Raw genomic sequence first — 25,041 nt, forward strand, 5'->3', positions numbered from 1 at the left:
AGCCCATCAAACAGGCAAAACAGTCCGTATACCACCGCAACTTATACAGAGCGCCTAGCGGTTACGCTCCTTAAGCGCGCGGTCAATCTCGCGCTGAACGTCGCGCTTGGCCATATCCTCGCGCTTGTCGTAAAGCTTCTTACCGCGGCCCAGGCCCAGCAGCAGCTTTACGCGGCCGTCGGTATTAAAGTAGAGCTCCAGCGGCACCAGGGCATAGCCGCGATTACGCAGCTTGCCGTCGAGAAAGTCGATTTCCTTGCGGTGCAGCAGCAGACGACGGCGGCGATCAGGGTCGCGGTTCCACACGCCACCATGGCTATAAGGGTGAATATGCAGGCCCACGAGCCAGCACTCGCCGCCACGAATCAGTGCAAAGGTGTCGGTGATCTGGCACGCGCGCTCGCGAATCGACTTGACCTCGGTGCCACTCAGCTCAATGCCGCACTCAAAGGTCTCATCGATAAAGTACTCGTGGTGTGCCGAGCGATTCTTGGAGATAAGCTTGCGCTCGCGCTTACTGGGCATCGCCGGCCTCCTTGGCTCCATCGGCGTTTGAGCCCGCAGCGTCGCGCTTTGCCTTGCGCTCAGCATTGAGCTCGGCGTCGCTCTCGCGCACCAGTTTGATAATCGCCGCGCAGGCCTCCTCGCCCACCAAGTCGCGAGCACGCACCGTCAGACGCGTCGCCTCCTGCTTGTCGCCGTCGCTTGCAGCATCGGTCGCGCACATAATCAGGCAGATGGCAATCTCGGCCGAAGGCGAGGTCGGCACGCCTTGCAGGGCCAGTTCACCCATCACGTGGTCGTCGCTCTCATCGGCGGCATCCGGATAGGTGGTATGGATCTTGTTGAGCAGGCGCGTCGTATGCGCATCGCCAGGGGCCAAGCGCAGCGCCAGGCGCGCACAACCCACGGCGGCCGAGACATTCTCGGTCTCGGGCTCAAGGAAATACTGGCCCAAGTTGGCGTAAGCGCGGGCGGCGCACTTGCCATCGCTTGCACGCTCCAGCACCGAGAACGAGAGCGATGCCCATTCTTGCTTGTCCTCGAGTGCGCGGAACAGCTCGGCCAGATCCAGTCGGTAGTTGCAGTTCATGGGGTCCCAGCGCACGGCCTGCATCAAAGCATTACGAGCACTCACATAATCCTGCTGGCGAATGTAGGCATACGCCATGTCGGAATACAGGCGGTCAAACGGCACCTCGACCTGCACGAGCTCGCGCGGATCCTTCTCCACGCGGCGATAGGCCAAGCGCTCAAACTTGCTATCGAAGCTAAAGTATTGGCGCTTCTCCTCCGTCTTGCACTCGGCGTCGATATACTCCTCGGCGAGCTCCACCAGGCGCTCCAGCAGCGGTGTCGCCGTAGCCAGGTCGCCCTGCGCCAGATAGTTCTCGGCATACGTGATGTCTTGCAAGCTGATGGGCAGATCCATGGCTACTCCTCGATCTGAGCGAAACACGGCAGGCGCCGTATATACGGTCGATACACAAAACCCGGGTCTCTTGCGAGGCCCGGGCGTTCATTTGTGGGTAGCCCGTACCAGATTCGAACTGGTGATCTCCGCCTTGAGAGGGCGGCGTCCTAAACCGCTAGACGAACGGGCCATATGTAGCAAATGCAATGGCTGGGATGGAGGGAGTCGAACCCCCATTGACGGAACCAGAATCCGCTGTCCTGCCATTAGACGACATCCCAATGACTGCATCGCTGCGCTCGGCTGTGCCTTTGCGCAAGAAAGAAATATACGGGAAGTCCCGCCATGACGCAAGCCCCAATTTTGACTTTTTTGAAATTCGGTCAAATTGGCCTAATTTCGTCCAACCCGTGAAGGACCTGTGAAGCCGACCGCTGTACACGAAGGGCAAAACGCCGCGAGCGGTAGCCGTCAACCGTTGGCAGATTCTACCGCGAAAACGATAGCACCAGGCAACACAATCGAAGTATCAATGATCGCGTAGATATCGAGGCGCCATGGACGAAGAGCTTGATTACCTATGGGAGACTCTGGGCCTCGAGATCACCGCTGACCTTTGGCCCGAACGGGACAAAATCCATCCCACACTGCGCCCCGCCATCACGGTGATGCGGGCAAACTACCGCCGCGCCTCATTTTTGATCATGCGGACGTCATGGCATGCGGCGCTCCCCGACCTCAAGCGCATCCAGGCAAGCCTCGTCGAGCTGTCCGGCATGCCGACCGTCATATCCGAGACGAACCTGGAGCGGCGGCAGCGCGAGCGCCTGCAGCGGCAGCGGATTCCGTTTATCTGCCCCGGCATTCAGGCATACCTGCCCTTTATGGACGAAGAGTACTGGAGCGACACGCCCGACAAGCACACAAAGATCTACGACCCACACGAATGGGCGCAGCTGGAGGACTGACTGGGGCAGGCCCGCCGGCGGAAAGTGCGTCCCAGATTTCAAGCTCAAACTGGTCCCCACTTTCCCGTAGAGCCCTCAACCGGAAACCGTGTCCCAGAATCAGCGCTCGAAACGGGATGTCATTTCCGATAGAGCGCTCAACCGGAAAGCACATCCCGGAATCAACGCTCGAAACGGGACGCACTTTCCGCAGCCGCTACAGCAACGCCTCGGTCCAAGCCGCTTCCCTAAAGCCGGGGATCGCAAAGTCGTCACCCACCAGCAGCGGGCGCTTAACCAGCATGCCGTCAGTCGCCAGCAGCTCGCAGCATTCCTGGTCCGTCATACCTGCATCCAGGCGAGCCTTCAGGCCCAGCTCTCGATATTTCATGCCCGACGAGTTAAAGAAGCGTCGCAGCGGCAGCCCCGAACGAGCAATCCAGGTCGCAAGTTCATCGGCCGTGGGATTGTCCGTAACGATATCGCGGTCGATATACTCAACCCCATGTTCGTCCAGCCATGCCTTGGCCTTTTTACAGGTCGAGCACTTGGGATATTCAACAAACAGTACGGTCATGGGAATCCTCCGAACATAGATCGGCCAACGCAGGTACACACCATACGAGGCGCTTCGCATGATGGGGCAATTGTAGCCCACGGGTCACACGCTAAACGAAGCGTACCCCGAATCCGCGTTTGATGAACGGCAACAGCTCCATTGCCTCGGGAGTGATATGGCCTGCAACGTTCATGCGCTCGTCGCCGGGAAGATCGACCCGCGCAATCTCAAGCTCGCCTTCGTAGCGCCCATAGCCGCTATTGCTCACAGCGATCGACCCCGCCTTTCGCGACAGGCCGGCACCGGTATCCGTCGGCACGGAATCCGGCTTAAGCGTCGTGCGCGACTCCTGAGACCTAAAGACGAGGGCGCTCGAATCGGGCCGGTCGTGATGAATCTGCCCACGTACATAGGCATAGCCGGACTCAAGCTCGCATTGCACATCCACGTATCCGGCAGAAACTTGAGCAAACTGTGCCCAACCCGCTTCGGAAAGATCGGGGTCGCCGACCAAAACAATGTCGCAATCGGCGCCATGTGCGAGCTCAAGCATGTTGAGGGCAACCTTTGACGCGCGACCGCGCTGCGCCTCAACCGTCGGCAGTCCCTCGAATACCGGCCCGCGAACGTTGGCATCACCCGGCACAAAAGCCATGATTTCAAAGCCAAGCGCCGCAAGACGAAGATTCGTCCGAGCAATGTCCTCCAGAGCTAAACCGGTATAAGGCTTGGGATAAAAATTGTGGCAGGCGGCAAAACGAGTCACATCGGCACCGGCTTTTCGCCACGATGCGATTTCATCAGAACTCACCGTCGATGCATTAACCACAATGCGAAATACACCGGACAGCTCCGCGACCCGCTGGGCACTAAAGCCATAATCCAAGCGCAGGTACTCCAACCCCAAATCGCGCAGATCCTCGATGCGCTCAAGCCCGAGCAAATCGCACGTGCGAGGCCCCACATCGGCAATGAGCGCAATGCCGCGGGCGGAAAGCAGCGACAGCACATGACGGACCTTATCGGCATACGCCGCTCCCCCATCCTCGGGAATATGCAGCGAGGTAAACGCATAGCGTGCACCCGCCGCGGCACCACGCTCAATCGTCCGCTCAATATCCTGCAGAGGGCTGGAAAGATAAATCGAAATACCCGTTTTCACGCTTCAACGCTCCTTTAAAAAAGGCCGGCGGAGCAGTTAGCCCCGCCGGCACAACCATAGCATCAAGAAATCTTCCGCGCGCCGCGAGCCCTGAGCAACACGGCTCGCGATATCAAACTACTCGCCAAAGAACTCGTTGATCTTCTGCTCGTCGACGCCAAAGAACCACGTCAGGACAAAGCCGGCGGCATAAGCAAGCAGCATAGCGGCAACGTAGCCGAGCTGCTGACCAGGAACGACGATCAACAGGCCAAACAGACCGGAAACGCCCTGAGAAACCGTGCCGATGTGAAGCAGCGCCGCGAGCGCGCCGCCAAATCCAGCACCCAGGCAGGCCGTCACAAACGGACGAACGAGCGGCAGCGTAACGGCATACATCAGAGGCTCGCCCACACCCAGGATTCCAACGGGAATGGACTCTGCGACGTACTTCTTGAGCTTGGCGTTCTTGGTCTTAAAGTACAGCGCCAGACCGGCACCGACCTGGCCGCCGCCAGCCATCATAAGGATGGGCAGCAGGTAGTTGATGCCCTTGGTAGCGCCGTCGGGATCGTTGAGCATAGCGTGGATCGGCGTAAGCGCCTGATGCAGGCCGACGGACACCAGCGGCAAGAAGCCTGCCGACAGAATATAGCCGCCCAGAACGCCCAGCTTCTCAAAGACAAAGGTGAGGACGCTAAAGATCGCCGTCGTCAGCCATGCGCCAACCGGCTGGATGACGAGCATCAGGGCAAAGGCGCCGATGATGAGCACCAGCAGCGGAGACAGGAACGTATCGAGTGCGTTGGGCATAACCTTGCGAATCTGACGCTCCATCCAGGCAAAAAATGCGCCAGCGATGAGAGCCGCGATCATACCGCCCGCTGCGGGGTTGTACTGCGCATTGGTGAGCGGCAGCAGAATAGCAGTGCTGGGATCGGCGGCGCCAGGCGCGAGCAGAGGCATAGCGCTGTTAGCGATGCACATCATGCCGGCAATACCGCCCAGCGCAGCGGAGCCGCCAAACTCTCGCGCTGCGTTATAGCCCACCAAAATGGGCAGATAGGCAAACAGGGCCCAGCCCATGGAACGAATGCCCTGGTACCACCACTCGCCTGCAAGCGCGCCTGCCGTCGAGACGTTAATGACGTTGCAGATACCGTTGATGAGGCCAGCCGCAATGATGCCGGGAAGCAGGGCGACAAAGACATTGGAAATCTTCTTAAGAAAGGCCTGAACCGGTTTGGTCTCGTATTTGGCCTTCTGCGCGGCTTTGTTTGTGGCCGCAGCGTCAACCACGCTCTCGTCAGCAACGCCCTTCGCAAGACCGGTAAGCCCGGAGAATTCCTCAAGCACCTTATTCACCTTGCCCGGACCCAGCACGATCTGCATCGTGTCGTCCTCGACCAGGCCCATCACGCCATCGAGCGCCTTAATGCCCTCCGTGTCGACGTTGCCCGTATCTTTGACGGTCACGCGCAGGCGCGTCATGCACGCCGCATTTGCCAGCACATTGCTTTTACCGCCCAAAAGGTCCAGCAGCTTTTGGGCAAGCTCCTTGTTCGTCATAACTCCTCCTTGTATTGGAAATCTCGTCTGGATCTCATATGGCCTCACGATGTGCGCCTACCGCGCATCGGCATCGTCCTTCTTATCGCCACGCACCGCAGCGCGAACATGTCCGCGCGCCCGCTCAAGAGCCACCGCAGCCTGCTCGGCATCGCAGCCCAGCAGCACCGAGACAATAGCGGTTTTAACGTGGCCACCGGCATCTGCAAGTGCCCGAACAGCGCGCTCGCGTGTGCAGCCGGTCGCTTCCATCACGATGTTCTGGCCGCGCACCACCAGCTTTTCGTTCGTTTGCTGCACATCGACCATCAGGTTTTGGTATACCTTGCCGATCTTGACCATGGCACCGGTCGAAATCATATTGAGAATAAGCTTTTGGACCGTTCCTGCCTTGAGCCTCGTTGAGCCGGTAAGTACCTCGGGGCCGGGCACGGGCTCTATGGCAAGATCTGCGTCCTCCCCGATCCTCGACCCATGGTTGCAGGCGATAGCAATGGTCTTGCACCCGGTTGCCTTGGCGTACGCGAGGCCGCCCACCACATAGGGGGTACGACCGCTTGCCGCCAAACCAACGACGAGATCCTTGGAGGAGAGCCCATGTTCCCGCAGGTCACTCGCGCCAAGTTCCTCGCTATCCTCGGCACCTTCGACAGCCCTGGTAAACGCCGTCTCGCCTCCGGCAATGAGTCCGACAATCAGATCGGGCGATACGCCAAACGTAGGCGGGCACTCCGAAGCGTCGAGCACGCCCAAACGACCGCTCGTGCCCGCGCCCATGTAAAAGATGCGTCCGCCGCGCTCGAGCGCTTCGGCAGCCCAGTCGATTGCCGTGGCAACCTGTGGCAACACTTTCGTGACCGACTGGACGGCACGAAGATCCTCATCGTTCATCGTCGTGACGATTTGCAGCGATGTCATCGTGTCGAGGTCCATTGACTTTTGATTTCGCTGTTCTGTCGTGAATTTTGTTAAATCGAGCATTTCATTCACCTCATCTTTCCTGTTTCTCGATGTAGTTTTGCTTAATGACATGCGTCGCCCGCTCGTAGTCGCTGGCAACGTAAGCAGCGTACAGGGCATCGACAACCATAAGCTGGGCCATACGCGAAGCCATGGCACCGCTGCGGACCAAGGGCTCACTCGCAGCGACGCCGAGCACGGCATCGGCCATGGCGGCAAGCTTGGACGATCCGTCTACCTTGGTTACGGCCACAACGGGACAGTTGTGGCGTTGGGCCTCTGCAGTGCAGTCCAGCACTTCTTGCGTTAAGCCCGAGTAGCTAAAAGCAATGCCGATATCGCCTTCGTGCATGTTTTTGGCGCACAAGAGTTGGTCGTGCCAGTCGTCGTACAGATGGCACTCTTTGTCAACACGCATGAGCTTTTGTGCCAGATCGTGCGCAACCAAGCGAGAAGCACCAATACCGAACAGATTGACCATGCGCGCCCGCTTAAGATAGGCTGCACATCGTTCCAAAACGGTGTAATCGAGTGTTCGCGCCGTCGCCTCGATCGTGCGCACGTTGCTCTTCATCACCTTCCCCACGATACGTTCGACGCTGTCATCCACGGAGATGTCCTCGAGGGCAACGTCCTTTCTGTCGCCCAAGAGCGCAAGTTCGGCAATCAGTTCGCGCTGGAGCTCCTTGTAGCCCGCAAAACCCAAGCGCTTGCAAAAGCGCAAAATGCTCGAGGGCGAGGAGAACGTGGCATCGGCAAGACCGCGGACGGACAGCCCGACCACCTCGTGCGGATGAGCACTCACATATGCGATGACATTGCGCTCCGCCGGACTCGCGCTGAGCTCACGCTCGCGAAGCCTTAAAAGCAATCCGTTTGCCATCTCAAACACCTCCGTTGAGAAGAATTAAAGACCAACGAACGATTCGTACCGGGTATAAACAGCTTTTGCGGTACATTGTGCCGCATCATGGCGCACAAAGGGCGGGCGTTCTACCGCTCGCCCCTCAAATCCGACCGCTCGGAAATACGCGCGACACAAAATGATTCATCGAGATCGCATTAATCGTAACAGGATTGTTAACGGCGTCTCGCATGGGCGCCAATGGGACAGGTCGCGCGCCGAGCCAGCGCGGCCGCCAGCAGCACCAACAGCATAGCGACAACGTAGCCCGCGGCGTCAAAGCCTAAGTCGATAACGTCAAAATGCCTTCCGGGAACAAAAATCTTATGCACCTGATCGCCGACAGAGCAAACGGCGCAAAAGGCCAGAACGGGTACACACCGCAATCGAGCGGGCGACATGCGCTTATCCAAGCACACCGCCGCCAACGAGGCAAACAGCCCAACAAAGAAGAACTCTACGGTATGGGCGACACGACGGATGTTGGTGCCCATCCATATGCGAACGGGGGCAAGCGGGTCGGGATGGGCGGCGGTAGTCGCTGAGTCCGCATCCCCGGCTCCCCTACTCCGTCTCGCGCATCCAGCGATCGAAGGTCCCCACGCACACACCTAGGCGCTTTGCCGCCTGACTCCGGGTAATATTGCCCGCCTCATAGATATCGCGCACTCGTTCAAATTGCGGAGGGCACGGCTTGCGGGGTCGACCAAAACGCACGCCGCGCGCCTGCGCCGCCGCGATTCCCTCCGCCTGACGACGGTGGATGTTCTCTCGTTCAACCTGCGCCACGTAACTCAACAGTTGCAAAACGATATCGGCAATCAGTGTGCTGGTCACATCCGATCCGCCGCAATCTCTCGCACGCGTATCGAGCAACGGCATGTCCAGCACAACGATGGCCGCACCAAGTTCCTTGGTTATACGACGCCATTCCTCGAGTATCTCGCTGTAGTTTCGGCCCAGCCGATCGATGGAAAGCACCACCAACACGTCGCCGGAAGCCAAGGCATGAAGCAATTCCCGATACTGTGGGCGATCAAAGTCCTTACCGCTCGCACGGTCGGCAAAGACATTCGCCGGCTCCACGCCATAGGCGCTCAGCGCATCCAACTGGCGATTCAAATTTTGATCGCGCGAGCTCACTCGCGCATACCCATATACCGTTGCCACAACATCCCCGCTCTCTCGTAAACCTGCCAAATAGGGACAGGTTTGTTTTGGTAGGTCCTATCTCCCAAAAGCATATGAAGAAGAGGCCGAGCTCATGGCAGGGTAATCAAGAGACACGCAAAGAGGGCGGCCCCGAAAGACCACCCTCTACGCTCTGCCGATACTCACTCCGTGCCGGTTAATGAATGAGCTTAAAGTCCAAATGTCCGCGAGTAGTGTTGACGCGCGAGACCTCGATAATCACGCGCAGCCCCAACTCAAAACGACGCCCCGTGTCGGCACCCGTCAACGTGAGCGCGTCCTCGTCAAACTCAAACCACTCGTTACCCAAACTCTTAATGGAAACCAGTCCCTCGACCTGCGTTAGATCAAGGCGCACAAATAGCCCCATGCTGCTGACCCATGAGACCGTTCCGGCATAGCGCTCGCCCAGGCGATCCTCGTAGTACTGCGCAATCTTGATTTTTTGCGTCGCATGGCTGGCAGCGTCGGCCGCACGCTCGGCATCGCTGCACGCGCGGCAGATTTGCGGCAGGATGCGCGGAAGCGACTCTCGGCCTTTTCCGATCAGCCTCGGCGTACGCACCAAGGCGTCTTTTCCACCCAGCTGCTCGTATGCCAGCTGCAGCTTGAGTACGCGATGCACCACCAGGTCGGGATAGCGGCGAATGGGGCTTGTAAAGTGGCAGTAGCACGGCGCGGCGAGCGCAAAGTGGCCCTCGTTGCGAGGCTTATACAACGCACGCTGCATACTGCGCAAAAGGAGCGTGTTGACGAGCGGCGCGTTAGCCGTACCGGCAGCGGCGTCAACCGTCGCCTGTAACTCGTCGGGACTTCCCAGGGCAATGCCCGCCGCACGGCGATCATCGATGATACCCAGCTGTGCCAGCGCCACGGCGGCACCGTGCAGGCTGTCGGGACTGGGGTCGTCGTGCACGCGATAGCAGGCCTCGATATCGCGGTCGGCCAGCCACTCCGCCACGCACTCGTTGGCCAGCAGCATGGCTTCCTCAATCAGCGATGTGGCGCACGAGCGCTCACGGGCCACGATCTGCACGGGCACACCGTCCTCGTCCAACAGTGCACGGATCTCGGCCGTATCAAAGTCGACCGAACCGCGTGCGCGACGAATACGACGGCGAAGCTCGGCGAGCTCGTTGGCAGCTATGAGGAAATCCCCCAAATCGACGTTATAGCCGCGAGCGGTTTCCTCGCACGCAAGCCCGCGCTCGAGCGCTTCCTCGCGCGACGCTTCAACCGCGGCAACATCCTCGGCGGCACCCTCCAGCACCGAATACTCCACCGCACCGGCACGTACCAGCAGCGCCTCGGCGCCGTCGTAGTCCATGCGCACGCGCGAGCGGATCACGCTGGGATAGGGATCGTAATAGCGCACGCGACCCTGCGCGTCGAGCTCAATGTCGACGGTAAACGCCAGGCGGTCCTCGTCGGGACGCAGCGAGCACAAATCGTTCGACAGGCGCTCGGGCAACATGGGAAGCACGCGGTCGGCAAGGTACACCGACGTCGTGCGATGGCGGGCCTCCAGGTCGATATGCCCGTCCCAGGCAACATAATGCGAAACGTCGGCGATATGCACGCCCAGCTTATAGCCGCCCTCGGGCGTGCGCTCGAGCGAGATGGCATCGTCAAAGTCGCGCGCATCAACCGGGTCGATGGTGATGACAAAGCGATCGCGCAGGTCACGACGAAGCGGGTCTTTAAGCGCTGCAGCCACATCGAGCGAAAGCGCCTCTGCCTCTGCCAGCGCCGCCTCGGGGTAGCTGTCGGTATAGCCATAGCGCGCCATAACATATTGGACGCCCAGATCGGGCGCATCGTCACCGCCGATACGGCGCTCAAGAGTCACCGTGCCTGACTCCAAGCGCGTCGGGTAGGTCAGAATGCGCGCGACGACGGCATCGCCAGGATGCACACCCAGGCGCTCCGCTGAAGTGTCCTCGGGCAAAATAAAGAAATCGGCCTTAAGGCGAGAATCGAGCGGCTCGATCACACCAAGCGGGCCGGCCGTCTGATACGTACCCACCACGCTGATGGCGGCACGCTCGATGACGCCCTCAATCACGGCACGACGATCCCCACGCGGTCCCGCCTTGATGCTTACGGCCACGGTATCGCCGTCCATAATCTCACGCTTACCGCGACCCATGACCTTGTAATCGCCGTTGTCGGTCACGACATAAGCGCTGTGTTCATGGAGCTGCACGCGGCCAGTCATGCTCGGACGACGATCGCTGCGCACCGGCCCGCGTTTATTGCGTGCGCTACGCTTATGTTTGTTATTGCGCCCCATGGCGCCTCCTTACTATCGATAGCCGTTTACACCCCAAGAGTCTACCCAAATGATCCCTAGGGGACAGCAGGATTGCGGATCACTCGAATCGACCGACCCCCTAAGTGATCCGTTTTCCTCCGTCCCCAGGGGATCAAAAAACGGGCCGCCCCCGGAAAGGGACGACCCGTTGCAGACAGCATATCCGCAGCGCCTACACGCGCAGATAACGGCGCATAGCGATGGCAGAGCCAAAGAGGCCGATGATCACGCCGACAAGAATCAGTGCGGCGTAGGTCACCAGATAGTACTGCATCGGCAGCGCAAACGACATCCAGCCGACACTCTCCTGCAGGCGAGGAACCATCAGATTGCGCAGCAGCTCCAAAACACCGATGGAAAGCAGCGAGCCCAGAATGGCCTGAAGCACGCCCTCGGTAATGAACGGCCCGCGAATGAAGCCGTTGCTGGCGCCCACCAGGCGCATAATCGCAATCTCGCGACGACGCGCCGTAATGGACAGGCGAATCGTGTTGTTGATAAAGATGAACGCGATAAAGGTCAGCAGGCCGACGAGCACCACGGCGGCGATACGGATGTAGTTGGTCACCTGGAACAGGCGGCTCACTTCCTCCTGGCCATACAGCACGCTCGCGTTGACGTCGCCGTCGTCCGCGATCTTTTGGAAGTCGGCGTTCTTCTTAAGCTTCTTGGCCGTGCTCTCGACCTGAGACGGATCGTCCATCTCAATCGCAAACGAGGCGGGAAGCGGGTTCTGGCCGTCGAGCGCGCTCATGGTGGCGTCGGCGTTGCCCGACATCTTGCTCGTGTACTCGGCCAGCGCGTCGTCCTTATCCTTATAGGTCACGGACTTGACGTTGCTCCACGTCTTGAGCTCGGCCTCAAAGGCCTGGACGTCTGCCTGATCGGCGTCATCGCTAATAAAGGCATTAATGACAACCTGATCCTCGACGGTACCGATCACGGAGTTCAGCATCGCGGAACCCATAATGAACAGGCCGATGATAAACAGCGAAAGGAAGATCGTGATGACGGCGCCGAGCGAGGTGGTCCAGTTACGGAAGAAGTGGCTGATAGCCTCTTTGAGCGAATAGCCCACGTTAGTTGGTGCCATAGTTGCCGTAACCTCCCCTCTCCTGGTCGCGGATTACGTGGCCGCCCTCGAGGGCGATCACGCGACGGTGCATGCTATCGACCATCTCGCGGTCGTGCGTGGCGACGATCACGGTGGTGCCGGTACGGTTAATGCGCTCGAGCAGCTTCATGATGCCCAGCGAAATCGCGGGGTCGAGGTTGCCCGTAGGCTCGTCGCAAATAAGCAGCGGCGGACGGTTGACCATAGCGCGGGCAACGGCGACACGCTGCTGCTCGCCACCGGACAGCTGATCGGGCAGAGAGTCCATCTGATCGGCCAGACCGACCAGGCGAAGCACCTCGGGCACCTGGCTGCGAATGACGCCCTTGGGCTTGCCGATGCACTGCAGGGCAAACGCCACGTTTTCGTAGGCGGACTTCTGCGGCAGGAGCTTAAAGTCCTGGAACACGGCACCGATCTGGCGACGCAAGAACGGAACTTTGCGGTTCTTGATCTTCATGAGGTCCTGGCCGGCGACCAAAATGCGGCCGCTCGTCGGCTTGACGTCGCGGTTGAGCGTCGAAAGCAGCGTGGTCTTACCCGAGCCGGAGTGACCGACCAGGAAGACAAACTCGCCAGGATAGATCTCGATGTTGATGTCGTCGAGCGCGGGCTTGTTGGGCTGTGCCGGGTAGATTTTGGTGACGTGCTCCATGAGGATGACGGGCTCGACACCGGCCTGCTTGGCCATCTTCTTGCGGCTGGCCTGCGGATCGATGGGCGCAAACACCGACGTAAAGTCGGGGTTGTTGAGCGCATTGTCGAGGCTTGCGACCTCGGCGGCCTGATCGCTCTCGACTACGGGAGCCGCGGGCTGCGTAGGATCGGGAATACCGGCAAAAAGGCCGGACTGCGCAGGCTGTGGCGCCGGAGTCGCAGGAGCCATGGGATCGGGAATACCGGCCATGACAGGCTGCGGCGCGACAGCGTCCGCCTGGGGCTGATCCACGCGAGCGGTCACCTTCTGCACGGGCTCAAAACCCGCGGCCTCGGAAAGCTCGACATCATTGGTGGAATTGTAGGCAAAGGGATCTGATGCCGGCTGTGCCTGATCTGCCGGCGGTGCGGGGATCGGGCTAAACAGCTGATCCTCTGAATCCGGGGTGGCGAAACGAGTGCCCGCGGCGCCTGGCTGCGTCTTGGGGGCGTCATCGCCCGCACCGGAGGTACGGAAGTGGTTACCCACTGGTGCTCCTTATCGTCGTGCGTTTAAACTACATGAGCGCTTTGTATTTTAGCAGCATTAGCTTTGCTGCACATAAGAAGCATGGCGGGGTTTGGTCTCACCGGCCGGGCGCAGGGTTACCTCCCAAATCGTCCTCGGACATGTCGGAGCTCCCGCTGCGCACTACGTGCGGCGGGAGCTCCTCCGTCCTGCGGAAAGATTTGGGAGGTAACCCTGCGCCCGGCCTGCGGTAACTAAGGGGTCGCCGCGTTTTACTTGGGTGCAGCAGCGCTATGTTTGAGGGCTGAATTGTACTTGACTGGGATGGACCCTTATCCCAAAGGAGGCTTTTTCTTGATGTGGGCTTGATTTGATTGTTGCGCAACTTGGATTTGGATTGTCGATTTACAGTTGCCTCGATAGGAACGTCTATGGTTGTGGGGGCTGGTATGAATTGTCCTTATTGTGGGGCTGAGTTGCGCGATGGCGTGAGGTACTGCACAGCGTGCGGGGCTGCCGTCAATGGCATCTCTGCTGATTCTGAGCTTCGGGTAAAGCCTCGGAACCACGTTGCGGTCATCCTTACCTGCATGCTGGTAATTGGCATTGTCGGCGGTAGCTGTATGGGCCTTCATCTGCGGCAGGTGTTGTCGCACTTCGTATCCGCCCATTCGGAGCACGCCATTGTGCTGGATGTCGCGGCTGCGGGCTGGGACACCGATAACGGGGCATCGCGCGTTCCGATACACATTACGGGCAAGACCATCGACGGAATAACGGTCGACAGGATTGAGTTCGTCGCCTCCGATGGCTCTGGCATCAATCTCATACAAGGTGTCTACACGCTCGAGGCAGCAGGTTCCCCTATCGCTGCGGATGGCACGATCTATCAAATTCCATGCACGAGTGCCACACTCGTCCTCGATGATGCCTTTGCCATGGGTGAAACGATCGATCTGGCCGAGCTTGCAGAACAGGATTCGATTCTCGCCTTCTGCCCCATTGATGCCGCCGATGTGACCAATGATGAAATCTATGATGCCGCCCTACTCGCCATGACATATAAAGGCGACGACGCCCCCGATGTTGCCGCACTGTGCCAAGCGGCAATCGGTCGACGTGACGGCGCCAACACAAGCGGGAACGCCTTCGGAAGTTGCGGTGAAATGCGGATTAATTGAGCCTTTAGGCTGGCAAAACAGTCCTTATTTCACCGCAACTGAAACAGGGGCACCCTCCAAGAGAGCGCCCCTGCCGGGTTTCCATAGTTCTGGCGAAGCAGTCCTTGAGATCCGCCTTGCCTTATGCCAAGAACTCCTTGGTGGTCGCCACGATGTTGGCGGCGTCCAGGCCGTACTTGTGCAGGAGCTCGGCGCCCGGGCCGGACTCGCCGAACGTGTCGTTGACGCCGATCTTCTTGAGCGGCGTCGGGCACTGCTCGCACAGGACATCGGCAACGGCGCTGCCCAGGCCACCGATCACGGAGTGCTCCTCGACGGTCACGACGTGACCGGTCTTGGTGGCGCTCTTGACGATCAGGTCGGCGTCGATGGGCTTGATGGTGTGCATGTTGATGACCTCGGCGTCGATACCCTCGGCAGCGAGCTGCTCGGCGGCCTCAAGGGCCTCGCCGACCATCAGACCGCAGGCAATGATGGTAACGTCGGCGCCCTCGCGCATGACGATGCCGCGGCCCAACTCGAACTTGTAGGTCTCGGGGTCGTTGATGACCGGCGAGGCCAGGCGGGCAAAGCGCATGTACACGGGACCGTCGCACTCGTAGGCGGCGCGCGTCACGGCGCGGGCCTCGACGTCGTCGGCGGGAACGATGACGGTCATGCCGGGGATAACGCGCATCAGGGCGATATCCTCGCAGCACTGGTGTGTGGCGCCGTCCTCGCCCACCGAGATGCCGGCGTGCGTGGCGCCGATCTTGACGTTGAGATGCGGGTAGCCAATGGAGTTGCGGACCTGCTCAAAGGCGCGGCCGGCGGCAAACATGGCAAAGCTGCTCGCGAAGGCAACGCGGCCGGTGGTCGCGATACCGGCGGCAACGCCCATCAGGTTGCTCTCGGCAATGCCCACATCGAAGAAGCGGTCGGGGCAGGCTGCCTTAAACTTACCGGTCTGCGTGGCGGCGGCCAGATCGGCGTCGAGGACCACAAAGTCATCGTGCTCGTTGGCGAGCTCGACGAGAGCCTCGCCGTAGCTTACGCGCGTGGCGATTTTCTTGACGTCTGCCATCCTAGAGCTCCTCTCCGGCGGCCGTGAGCTCTGCCATGGCCTGCTCAAACTGTTCATCGTTGGGGGCCTTGCCGTGCCAACCAACCTGGTTCTCCATAAAGGAAACGCCCTTGCCCTTCATGGTCTCGGCGATAATGGCGGTCGGCTGACCCTTGGTGGCGCGAGCCTCGGCAAAGGCGGCGCGAATCTGATCGAAGTCGTTGCCGTCGGCGAGCTCCACCACGTGGAACTTAAAGGCGCGGAACTTGTCGGCGAGCGGCATGGGGTCGTTGACCTCCTCGACGGAGCCGTCGATCTGCAGGCCATTGTGGTCAACAATCACGCAGAGGTTGTCGAGCTGCTGGTTGCCGGCAAACATGGCGGCCTCCCACACCTGGCCCTCCTCGCTCTCACCATCGCCCAGCAGGGCGTACGTGCGGTAAGTATCGCCCCAGTGCTTAGCGGCAACGGCCATGCCCACGGCGGCGGAAATGCCCTGGCCGAGCGAGCCAGTGGACATGTCGACGCCCGGGGTGTCGTTCATGTTGGGGTGACCCTGCAGGTGGCTGCCGATATGGCGCAGCGTCTCGAGGTCCTCCTTGGGGAAGAACCCGCGCTCGGCGAGCACGGCGTACAGGCCCGGAGCGCAATGGCCCTTGGAGAGCACAAAGCGGTCGCGATCGGCCTTGCGGGGATCGGCCGGGTCGACGTTCATTTCCTCAAAGTACAAATAGGTCATGATGTCGGCAGCGCCGAGCGAACCGCCCGGATGGCCAGACTTGGCAGCGTGCACGCCGGTGACGATGCCCTTCCTTACCTCGTTGGCAACCTTTTTGAGCTCTTCGTCGCTCATTGTGCCTTCCTTTCATCCTCTTAAGACAAGATGCGCACGGCACCGAAGGTAATCCCAACACAGCCGCAATGCACGTACGTCATTCATTATGCTGGAAACCGATGGCTTTACCAGAGTTTTTATCATTATTTGAACAATTTAGCAGGCAGAACCGCTGATGAAACGGTTTATCAATGTGAACGTCTTTTGGATGCGGTGGCTACCTCTCGCCCCGGCACAAAAATGATCCGCAATCCTGCCGTCCCCTACGGATCACCTGATCCCTTGGGGACGGCAGGACTGCGGATCATGTCCGCAAACCGAAATTCAGCCTACGCGTTAATGTCCTTGAATCCCTCACCGAAGGCTTCCGTAACGTCGGCGACCGTCACAATGGCATGAGGATCGCGCTCGCGCACGATCGTTTTAAGGGTGTTGAGCTCTCGACGGCTAACAATCACCATGATCACCGGCTTCTCGACGCCCGAATACATACCGGTCGCCTTTAATTTGGTGCAGCCGCGTCCCAGACCATACATGATGTCGGCCGCGATATCGGGGAAATTGTCCGAGATGATGAGGACCATACGACGCTTATTGCCGCCATCGACCACGGCATCGATCACATAGCCGCTAATCACCATCGAAAGTCCTGCGTACAGAGCATTTTCGAGGGAGAAGACAGGAGCCGATGCCGCACATACGGCAACGTCGATTGCCATGACGGTCGAGCCCACCGGCAGCGAGGTGTTACGCGAGATGATTTGGCCAATCGTGTCCGAGCCGCCGGTGTTGGCGCCGGCGCGCAATACCATGCCGTAACCGATGCCCGTGATAATGCCGCCCCACATAGCGGGAAGCATCAGGTCCGCATGCGCCAGAGGCGCTACAAACGGGGCAAACAGATCGGTAAAGAAGCCCAGCAGCACAAAGCCCGTCGCCGTCTGCACCACATAGAACATGCCGCCCTCGCGCATAACGATCAGCAGCAGCAAGGCATTCATCACGATGGTCTGGATACCGACGGGAAGTGACACGCCTCGCGCCGCGCCGACCGCCTGGATAATAGTCGCAAGACCCGTAACGCCACCGGCGGCAAGACCGTTGGGAATCAAAAACAGGTCGGTCGCGATGGCGGCCAAGGCACACCCCAACATGATCTGGGGTAGATCGTGAAAGAAGTTCATCGAAAGAATGCGCTTGATGTCCAGACGATATGCCATGCTGCCTCCCTCAAAAAAGCGCACCCCATCGGATGCGCTTTGAACTTCTTCTTGTATTCGATTCTACCGATTCGCCCAACAAATACCACCCCTGCGCAGGGTTTGTTCTGGATACAAAACCACCCTGCTCGGAGGGTTTTAATCCATTTCCACATAAACCGAGCGGTTTAGGCAGACGGGGTCTCCGCGTCAGCGTTGCCGGTAGCCCAACGGTGATAGCCAATTACAAACGGATCCAGGTCGCCATCGTCAAGAACGGCCTCGACGTTGCTGGTCTCCACGCCCGTGCGCAGGTCCTTAACCATCTGGTACGGGTAGAGCACGTAGCTGCGGATCTGGTTGCCAAAACCAATTGTGGTCTTGGGTCCGCGAATCTCATCCAGGGCCTCGGCACGCTTCTCGAGCTCAATCTCGTACAGGCGCGCCTTGAGGATCTGCATGCACGCGGCCTTGTTTTGAATCTGGCTGCGCTCGTTTTGGCACGTGACCACGATACCGCTGGGGAAATGCGTCACACGCACGGCGGAGTCGGTGGTGTTGACACCCTGACCGCCCGGGCCGCTTGCATGGTACACGTCGACGCGAATGTCATCGGGACTAATCTCGATATCGATATCGTCGGGCAGCACCGGAATGACCTCGACGCCGGCAAACGTGGTCTGGCGGCGCTTCTTGTCGTCGGTGGGGCTAATGCGCACCAGACGGTGGACGCCGGCCTCGGCGCGCAGCATGCCAAACGCGTCCTTGCCCTCGACGGTAAAGGTCGCGCGATCAATGCCGATGACCTCGGCAGCGGGGCAGTCGTTAATCGTGACCTTCCAGCCGCGACGCTGGCAGTACTTCATGTACATCTTAAAGAGCATGAAGGTCCAGTCCTGTGCCTCCAGGCCGCCCTGTCCGGGCTTGATGGTCACAATCGCGTCGCCGTGATCGAACTCACCGGTAAACCAGCTCGAAAGCTCGAGCTCGTCGATAGCGCGGGCCAGGCGTTCTGCCGTCGTGGCAGCCTCCTCGCGCAATGCGGCGGCATCGGGATCATCGCCCATTTCCTCGGCAAGCTCCAACGCGGCGCGAGCATCGGAGAGCTCACCGCGCGCCGTATCCACGGCGGCGATGTCCTCCTTAGCGCGCGCAATCTCCTCCATCGTGGCGCGAGCGGCATCGGCATCGTCCCAAAAGCCCGGGGCGACGCTTTTGGCCTCGAGCTCCGCCACGCGGGTGCGCTTCTCGTCCAAATGGAGATACGACTCGACCTCGCCGAGTCGGTCCGCAAACGCGTCCAACTCGGCGGGAGTTACCTCTAGAGTCTCGGCCATTAACGATTCCTGCCGTGGCAGTACTTAAACTTCTTACCGCTACCGCAAGGGCACAGGTCGTTGCGGCCCACGTTGACATAGGGGTCATCGCTCTCGGACTTGCGGTAGGTCGTCACCTTGCCACCGTTGTTAACGGCAGCCGGACCACCCTGGACGGCGGTGCGGGCCTGCACCTGAGCCTGCTTGCGCAGTACCGAATCGCTGTTGTCGCCATCGACCTCGGCGGGACCAGAGAAGCGCGCACCCTTAAGGGCGGGGTCCTCCTTGTGCTCCACAGCCTGCGGGGCAGCTTTGAGCTCAATGCGCAGAACAGTGCGCAGGTAATCCTCGTACATGGTATCGACGAGTATCTGGAACGCACCGTAGGCCTCGGTCTTGTACTCAACCAGCGGGTCGCGCTGGCCAAAGCCGCGCAGGCCGATACCGGTCTTGAGGTAGTCCATTTCCTGCAGGTAGTTCATCCAACGCGTATCGATGACGCGCAGCATGACCTGGGTATTGAGCTCGCGCATCAGGTCCTCGCCCAGACGCTCGGCCTTCATGTTGTAGCACTTCTCAACATAAGCCAAGACATCGGCGGCCAGGGCCTCAAAGTCCTCGTCGGGGAACTGAGGGGTATCGATATGCCCGGTCAGCTCGACGACCCATTTGCGCAGACCCTCAAGATCGCGCTCGCCCTCGTGGCTGTCCTTGGTGCAGAACTCCTGAACACAGCGGTACACGGTATCGTGCATGACCTCGGTGATGTGGTCGGTCAGGTCCTTGCCGTCCAGAATCTTGTTGCGCTCGGCGTAGATGACCTGGCGCTGCTTGTTCATGACGTCGTCGTACTCAAGAACGCTCTTACGCATGGAGAAGTTGATGCTCTCGACCTTGTGCTGGGCATTCTCGACGGCCTTGGAAATGATCTTGTGCTGGATGGGCATGTCGTCGCCCATGTCGGCCGTGACCATCATCTTGGAGACGCGGTCCATCCTGTCGCCGCCGAACAGGCGCATGAGGTCATCCTCGAGCGACAGGTAGAACTGGGTCTCGCCCGGATCGCCCTGACGACCGGAACGGCCACGCAGCTGGTTGTCGATACGGCGGGACTCATGGCGCTCGGTGCCGATAACGGTCAGGCCGCCGGCGGCAAGCACGCGCTCGCGCTCGGCCTTGCAGGTCTCCTTGGCCTCGGCGTTAAACTGCTCGAGCTGCTCGGGCGTCACGTCCTCCATGGTCAGGCCCTCGTACTCCAGGCGCTCGCGTACCAGCTCGTCGGGGTTGCCGCCCAGCAGGATGTCGGTACCACGGCCGGCCATGTTGGTAGCGATGGTCACGGCGCCATAGCGACCAGCCTGGGCCACGATATGGGCCTCGCGCTCGTGGTGCTTGGCGTTGAGGACCTCGTGCGCGATACCGCGCTTAGTGAGGGCGGCGGACAGTTTCTCGGAGCTCTCGATGGAGACGGTGCCCACCAGGACCGGCTGGCCCTTGGCGTGACGACGCTCAACGTCGTCGGCAACGGCGTTGTACTTGGCCTGGATGGTGCGGTAGACCAGGTCCTCGTGGTCAACACGCTGCACGGGCTTGTTGGGGGGAATGACCTCGACGGGCAGCTTGTAGATCTCGCGGAACTCGGCGTCCTCGGTGAGCGCCGTACCGGTCATGCCGGAGAGCTTGTCATACAGGCGGAAGTAGTTCTGCAGGGTGATGGTGGCAAGGGTCTGGTTCTCCTCGCGCACGAGCACGCCCTCTTTGGCCTCGATGGCCTGGTGCAGGCCCTCGGAATAGCGGCGACCCTCCATGATACGACCGGTGAACTCGTCGACGATCTTGACCTCGCCGTTGGTGACCACGTACTGCTTGTCGCGGTGGAACATGTACTGGGCCTTCAGCGCCTGCTGCAGGTGGTTGACCAGCTGGCCGGAGAGATCGGCATAGATGTCATCGATACCCAGGCGGCGCTCAATCTTCTTAAGACCGCGCTCGGTGGCGGCGATGGTGTGCTTGGCCTCGTCCATGACGAAGTCGCCCGTGGGCTCCACGTCCTCGGTGGCGGTGAGCATGTCGTGCGAGACGTCCTCACCGCGCTCAAGGCCGCGCACGGCGCGCGCGAAGTCCTTGTAAGTGCTGGCGGACTTGGTGCCGGCGCCCGAGATGATGAGCGGCGTTCTGGCCTCGTCGATCAGGATGGAGTCGACCTCGTCGACGATGGCGTAGCTGTGGCCGCGCTGAACACGCTGCTCGGGGCGGGTAACCATGTTGTCGCGCAGATAATCGAAACCGAACTCGGAGTTGGTGCCGTACGTGACGTCGGCCTGGTAGGCTGGGCGCTTCAGCTCGAGCGGCATGTTGTTCTGCAGCAGACCGACGGTCATGCCCAGATACTTGTAGATGCGACCCATCCACTCGGAGTCGCGCTTGGCCAGGTAGTCGTTGACGGTGACGACGTGCACGCCCTTACCGGCGATAGCGTTGAGATAGCCGGCCAGCGTGGAGACGAGGGTCTTGCCTTCGCCGGTCTTCATCTCGGCGATGTGGCCCTCGTGCAGCGCCATGGCGCCGATGAGCTGTACATCAAAGTGACGCATGCCCATGGTGCGCTTGGAAGCTTCGCGCACGGTGGCAAAGGCCTCGGGGAGCATGTCGTCGAGCGACTCGCCGTTGGCGTAGCGCTCACGGAACTTATCGGTCTGGGCGCGGAGCTCCTCCTCGGTCATCTTCTCAAACTGGGGCTCAAGACCGTTGATCTTGTCGACGATCTTGTAGTAGCGCTTCAGGTCCTTATCGGATCCAAAGGACAGCAGCTTTGACATGAATCCCATGTGGTTTTCCTTTTTGGCCATCGCCCGCGGCATGAAACCTTGGACGAGTTAAACACAGATATTTGTACTTTAGCCAAACAAGGCGCCGCCTATGCGGTCGACACGCTCGACCACGTAATAACTACGACAGCCTGCCAAAAAGGGACTGGTTTATTTTGGCAGCTTTTATCTGGGAAAACGCTGCCTCTCTGCCATTTGGTGCAAATCAACCTGTCCCATTCGCACCAACCTGGTGCAATGGGGACGGGTTAGCTTGCACCAATAAAAAGAAAAGGGCCGCGCACCCAAATGGATGCGCGGCCCTTATGCCATGAATGCGAGTGTTTCCGCGGCGAGCTATTTACTCAGCAGCCTCGGTGGTCTCGGCCTCGGCAGCGGCCTCCTCGACGGGAGCCTCTGCGGGAGCCTCGGCGGCCTGCTTGGCAGCCTCCTCGGCAAACTTAGCGGCACGCTTAGCCTTCTCGGCAGCCTTAGCCTCAGCGGCGGCCTTGCGAGCGGCCTCGGCCTCAGCAGCCTTGGCGGCCTTGGCAGCCTTGGCCTCCTCGGCCTTCTTGAGCTGAGCGGCAGCGGCGCCACCGAACTTGTCGGCGAAGCGCTGGACGCGTCCACCGGTGTCGACGAACTTCTGCTGGCCGGTGTAGAACGGGTGGCACTCGTTGCAAAGCTCGACCTTCATCTCGGACACGGTAGCGTGCGTCTTGAAGGTGTTGCCGCAGGAGCACGTCACCGTGCACTCGACATACTGGGGATGGATACCCTGCTTCATGGTAGGACTCCTTATTGGTCAGGCGCTGGTTACCGATCAGCGCATAAGGCGTCTTGGTTTCCGACCAAGACAACAAACTCGGCTATGGTACCACGGCGCCGCGTGTCCCACAAAAGGTTCACGGTCTTTTCGGAACGACACGAATCTGACCCATCGAAACACATCTCCACCGTTCCTTCAACTGGGAAAATGCCGTCCCCGGGGCCTGAGAAGGGCCCCGGGGACGTTCGACTGACTGCGGGAACGGCCTTTCCGCTCAATGTGTTCGGCTGAGATCGGAAATCAACCAAACTGAACTAGGTTCAGTTGACATGGTTAAAAACGGGGGCGACGCTTTTGCGTCACCCCTCGTCCCGGCCGGTTGCTTTAGTTGTACACACGGTAGTTACACTTGAACTGGGTTATGTGTCCATAGTTGGAGCGGTACCAACCCGACGTATAGCTGATTGCCTCTGCGCCTAGATAGTCGTAGCCCTTGTTGTAGCGAAGCTGACGCTAGGTCGTGTCGTACTCTGCTACGTAAAACGTGTCTCCAGAGAAGGCTTTGTACCGGTCCTTAACCGTCGAAGCCATGTACGCGGGTTCGACATCGCCTTTCTCCCCGTTGAGCGCATAGACGGGTGCCGCGATTCCGCATAAAGCCGTTGCCACGAGGATGGCGTAGACAGCCATGCGCGACGCATTGGACTTCAGCTGTTCAAATAGTTTCATGTCATTCACCTCCTTCGTATGTATCGAGGTATTCCTGCTTGAGCGTCTGCGAGGACGACTTGATCTTTTCCACGAGCGTGCCGGCTTCGATGAAGTAGAACGAGTTGGTGAGGTCTGCCAGGTCGTCGAGTAGATGGCTTGAAATGAGCACGCTGCGTCCCCGCGCCACTTCGCTGCGCATCGCGTCGCAGGAGGTTTTCCGTTTTCCCGGATCGAGGCCGTTCAGCGGTTCATCGAGGATGAGGTACGGGCAATCGGTCGCTATCGCCATGGCAAGCTTTACCTGCTGCTTCATTCCTGTCGAGAGTTTACGGGTCGGCTTGTCGAGATATGGGGAGATTCCGAGGGAGTCGCAGAGCGAGTCGATGTCGGCGGCCGATTTCCACGCCTCCCTAACGAAAGCAAGGTGCTCGATGGCCGATAGCGTGGGATAGAGATCCGCGCCGCCCGAAGAGCTCAGGTAGACGAGTTCTGCAAATTCGGCTGATCGACGTTGGCAGATTCCGTCTGCCGCCAGGCTTCCCGAGCGGATGCGGGTGGGAAATTGGCCCGACAGCGCTTCAAGAAGGGTGGTTTTCCCCGAGCCGTTGGGAGCAACGAGGCCCGCCGCCGTTCCCGGGCTCAGGAAAAGCGACCCGATTGAAAGTATCGTCGTGCTTCCGTATCCCACGCTCGCGTCCAGAAGCTCGAGCCCATGGTGCTTTTTCGCGGGTCCAGGCTGTTTGGGGGAACGTGTCGCAACGGCGCCGACCGCAAAAAGGACCGCGACGTATGCCAGGGCCACGGCAAGCATCGATGCGCTGCCTGAACCGGAGCCAATGAATTCTGTCGGGAAGCATCCTACGTAACCCGTTGCCTCGATAGGCGAGAATACGGCCAGCGGCAGGAGATTGAGCGCGGCGTTATGCTCCAGTGCCGAATCGGACAGTAACGGGAATGCCGGGGCCGCGACAAGCAGCGCGGAGGTAAGGGGGCCCGCGAGGACGCGCCTCGTTGCGGTCGATAGGACGGCGGAGCAAACGGATATCAAGGTTCCGCCCGCAAGCAGCGCGATAAGCAGGGCTGTGAAGACGTTTCCCGCGGTCGTGGTGGTAAGCGCGCCGTCATGGAAGAAGGCGATCGGGTACCCAATTTGCCCGAAGCCGTTTAGGGCCAAGGCGTAAATGCCCCCGGGCGCGAGGCCGGCGAGGAGCATCGCGGTCCCCGCGACGATTATCGAAAACACGGTCTGGATAAGGCGCCGGAATTTGGGCACGGGCGCCTTCGCCGCCAGGGTCGCAGGCCTTGTGGCCCCGAGCAGGAGTATCGACGAGAGAAGGAAGGGGATGAAGGGAAGGAAAGACGGCACCATGGCAATGGCGTAGGGCAGGAAGGAAAGGAATGGCAGATCGCTTGCGGAGGCTGGAATGTGCGTGATGCCGGAACTGCTCAGGGCACGGCAATATGCGAGCGCCGCGTCATTGGTCTCTCGGTCTCCCACGATGGACCCGGATTGGAAGCCTTCGCCCATGAGCGCGTAGTAGCTCTCGGCAGAATCGAGAAAGGCGGCGTCGGTTTGAGCGGCAAGGGCGGCGTTCGCGTATCTTGCAAGCTCCGCGTCATTTTGCTGCTCTGGAGATAGGTCTGTGCCGCTGGCCTGGGGCGCGCGCGTATTGAATGCGTCGACAAAGCCCTGCATGCCCTGCTTCATAAAGAAGGGCCCGTAGATGGGTGAATTGAACGCAATGGGGATGGAGAAGGCTGCGGCAAGAACGAGCGTAGAGATCCATACGGCCCTGTCTCTTAGGATTAGTTTGAGAAGAAGTCGACAGTACATTTAGAAGCACCTACATTTCTCAAAGCATCGTTAGATTAATAATGACAGACCGAATGAAGATGCGTGCGA

At 59.9% G+C, this 25,041-nt stretch carries 22 protein-coding genes, 2 tRNA genes and 1 pseudogene; 3 read left to right on the top strand and 22 right to left on the bottom strand.

Annotation, left to right across the window (positions count from 1 at the left end):
- Positions 1-54 precede the first annotated feature (54 nt).
- The 4 genes from smpB to ACKUUJ_RS06735 all read right to left on the bottom strand — a co-directional run bounded on the left by smpB (position 55) and on the right by ACKUUJ_RS06735 (position 1,695).
- Positions 55-525, bottom strand: a complete 471-nt coding sequence (gene smpB / locus ACKUUJ_RS06720; RefSeq protein WP_006235325.1) for an SsrA-binding protein SmpB — start codon at positions 523-525, stop codon at positions 55-57.
- The gene (locus tag ACKUUJ_RS06725) at positions 515-1,432 is read right to left on the bottom strand and encodes a hypothetical protein (protein ID WP_409065103.1); all 918 of its coding nucleotides are present in this window, start codon (positions 1,430-1,432) and stop codon (positions 515-517) included. Before ACKUUJ_RS06725 ends, smpB begins: the two co-directional genes overlap by 11 nt.
- Before the next feature lie 98 nt (positions 1,433-1,530).
- Positions 1,531-1,604 (bottom strand) — tRNA-Glu (locus ACKUUJ_RS06730).
- A 17-nt stretch (positions 1,605-1,621) separates the two neighbouring features.
- Positions 1,622-1,695 (bottom strand) — tRNA-Gln (locus ACKUUJ_RS06735).
- Between the two features lie 276 nt (positions 1,696-1,971).
- Between ACKUUJ_RS06735 and ACKUUJ_RS06740 the strand changes: the two genes are divergently transcribed.
- Positions 1,972-2,382 (top strand): hypothetical protein, encoded by a 411-nt coding sequence (locus tag ACKUUJ_RS06740; RefSeq protein WP_343006273.1) that lies wholly within the window; start codon positions 1,972-1,974, stop codon positions 2,380-2,382.
- A gap of 196 nt (positions 2,383-2,578) precedes the next feature.
- On the opposite strand, the gene ACKUUJ_RS06745 is transcribed toward ACKUUJ_RS06740, so the two are convergent.
- The 10 genes from ACKUUJ_RS06745 to ftsE all read right to left on the bottom strand — a co-directional run bounded on the left by ACKUUJ_RS06745 (position 2,579) and on the right by ftsE (position 13,299).
- Positions 2,579-2,938, bottom strand: a complete 360-nt coding sequence (locus ACKUUJ_RS06745; protein ID WP_409065104.1) for an arsenate reductase family protein — start codon at positions 2,936-2,938, stop codon at positions 2,579-2,581.
- A 91-nt stretch (positions 2,939-3,029) separates the two neighbouring features.
- Positions 3,030-4,082: a MupG family TIM beta-alpha barrel fold protein gene (locus ACKUUJ_RS06750; protein WP_409065105.1), complete on the bottom strand. Its 1,053-nt coding sequence runs from the start codon at positions 4,080-4,082 to the stop codon at positions 3,030-3,032.
- Positions 4,083-4,199: 117 nt separating this feature from the next.
- Complete coding sequence (locus ACKUUJ_RS06755; protein ID WP_409065106.1) at positions 4,200-5,630, bottom strand: PTS transporter subunit EIIC; 1,431 nt, start codon at positions 5,628-5,630, stop codon at positions 4,200-4,202.
- A gap of 57 nt (positions 5,631-5,687) precedes the next feature.
- Positions 5,688-6,611 carry an N-acetylmuramic acid 6-phosphate etherase gene (gene murQ / locus ACKUUJ_RS06760; protein WP_409065107.1) on the bottom strand — a complete coding sequence of 308 codons (924 nt, stop codon included), beginning with the start codon at positions 6,609-6,611 and terminating at the stop codon, positions 5,688-5,690.
- Positions 6,612-6,621: 10 nt separating this feature from the next.
- Positions 6,622-7,473, bottom strand: coding sequence for a MurR/RpiR family transcriptional regulator (locus ACKUUJ_RS06765; protein ID WP_409065108.1), 852 nt, complete (start codon positions 7,471-7,473; stop codon positions 6,622-6,624).
- Between the two features lie 197 nt (positions 7,474-7,670).
- The gene (locus ACKUUJ_RS06770; protein ID WP_409065109.1) at positions 7,671-7,988 is read right to left on the bottom strand and encodes a VanZ family protein; all 318 of its coding nucleotides are present in this window, start codon (positions 7,986-7,988) and stop codon (positions 7,671-7,673) included.
- 70 nt (positions 7,989-8,058) lie between these two features.
- Positions 8,059-8,664: a recombinase family protein gene (locus tag ACKUUJ_RS06775; RefSeq protein ID WP_409065110.1), complete on the bottom strand. Its 606-nt coding sequence runs from the start codon at positions 8,662-8,664 to the stop codon at positions 8,059-8,061.
- A gap of 178 nt (positions 8,665-8,842) precedes the next feature.
- The gene (locus ACKUUJ_RS06780) at positions 8,843-10,978 is read right to left on the bottom strand and encodes a ribonuclease R family protein (protein ID WP_409065111.1); all 2,136 of its coding nucleotides are present in this window, start codon (positions 10,976-10,978) and stop codon (positions 8,843-8,845) included.
- 193 nt (positions 10,979-11,171) lie between these two features.
- Entirely contained in the window at positions 11,172-12,092 is a 921-nt protein-coding gene (gene ftsX / locus ACKUUJ_RS06785; RefSeq protein WP_373204229.1) for a permease-like cell division protein FtsX, read from the bottom strand.
- On the bottom strand, positions 12,079-13,299 hold the full coding sequence (gene ftsE / locus ACKUUJ_RS06790; RefSeq protein ID WP_409065112.1) for a cell division ATP-binding protein FtsE: 1,221 nt from the start codon (positions 13,297-13,299) through the stop codon (positions 12,079-12,081). Before ftsE ends, ftsX begins: the two co-directional genes overlap by 14 nt.
- A 428-nt stretch (positions 13,300-13,727) precedes the next feature.
- On the opposite strand from ftsE, the pseudogene ACKUUJ_RS06795 reads away from it, so the two are divergent.
- Both ACKUUJ_RS06795 and ACKUUJ_RS06800 read left to right on the top strand, forming a co-directional pair.
- A pseudogene (locus ACKUUJ_RS06795) lies at positions 13,728-13,793 on the top strand (zinc-ribbon domain-containing protein); the annotation flags it as partial.
- Positions 13,794-13,901: 108 nt separating this feature from the next.
- Complete coding sequence (locus ACKUUJ_RS06800) at positions 13,902-14,459, top strand: hypothetical protein (protein WP_409065139.1); 558 nt, start codon at positions 13,902-13,904, stop codon at positions 14,457-14,459.
- 121 nt (positions 14,460-14,580) lie between these two features.
- On the opposite strand, the gene ACKUUJ_RS06805 is transcribed toward ACKUUJ_RS06800, so the two are convergent.
- The 8 genes from ACKUUJ_RS06805 to ACKUUJ_RS06840 all read right to left on the bottom strand — a co-directional run bounded on the left by ACKUUJ_RS06805 (position 14,581) and on the right by ACKUUJ_RS06840 (position 24,846).
- Positions 14,581-15,522 (bottom strand): transketolase family protein, encoded by a 942-nt coding sequence (locus ACKUUJ_RS06805; RefSeq protein WP_347479461.1) that lies wholly within the window; start codon positions 15,520-15,522, stop codon positions 14,581-14,583.
- Between the two features lies 1 nt (position 15,523).
- The gene (locus ACKUUJ_RS06810; RefSeq protein ID WP_409065113.1) at positions 15,524-16,354 is read right to left on the bottom strand and encodes a transketolase; all 831 of its coding nucleotides are present in this window, start codon (positions 16,352-16,354) and stop codon (positions 15,524-15,526) included.
- 311 nt (positions 16,355-16,665) lie between these two features.
- Positions 16,666-17,556: a YitT family protein gene (locus ACKUUJ_RS06815; RefSeq protein ID WP_250786790.1), complete on the bottom strand. Its 891-nt coding sequence runs from the start codon at positions 17,554-17,556 to the stop codon at positions 16,666-16,668.
- A 167-nt stretch (positions 17,557-17,723) separates the two neighbouring features.
- On the bottom strand, positions 17,724-18,872 hold the full coding sequence (prfB, locus tag ACKUUJ_RS06820) for a peptide chain release factor 2 (RefSeq protein WP_409065114.1): 1,149 nt from the start codon (positions 18,870-18,872) through the stop codon (positions 17,724-17,726).
- Positions 18,872-21,679 carry a preprotein translocase subunit SecA gene (secA, locus tag ACKUUJ_RS06825; protein WP_409065115.1) on the bottom strand — a complete coding sequence of 936 codons (2,808 nt, stop codon included), beginning with the start codon at positions 21,677-21,679 and terminating at the stop codon, positions 18,872-18,874. The genes prfB and secA overlap by 1 nt, the downstream gene beginning before the upstream one ends.
- 340 nt (positions 21,680-22,019) lie before the next feature.
- Positions 22,020-22,445 (bottom strand): 50S ribosomal protein L31, encoded by a 426-nt coding sequence (rpmE, locus tag ACKUUJ_RS06830; RefSeq protein ID WP_006235303.1) that lies wholly within the window; start codon positions 22,443-22,445, stop codon positions 22,020-22,022.
- A 495-nt stretch (positions 22,446-22,940) separates the two neighbouring features.
- Positions 22,941-23,156: a hypothetical protein gene (locus ACKUUJ_RS06835; protein ID WP_409065116.1), complete on the bottom strand. Its 216-nt coding sequence runs from the start codon at positions 23,154-23,156 to the stop codon at positions 22,941-22,943.
- A 1-nt stretch (position 23,157) separates the two neighbouring features.
- Complete coding sequence (locus ACKUUJ_RS06840) at positions 23,158-24,846, bottom strand: ATP-binding cassette domain-containing protein (protein WP_409065117.1); 1,689 nt, start codon at positions 24,844-24,846, stop codon at positions 23,158-23,160.
- Between the last annotated feature and the right edge of the window lie 195 nt (positions 24,847-25,041).

It is taken from the genome of Collinsella sp. wc0583 (assembly GCF_046116915.1).
GTDB lineage: Bacteria > Actinomycetota > Coriobacteriia > Coriobacteriales > Coriobacteriaceae > Collinsella.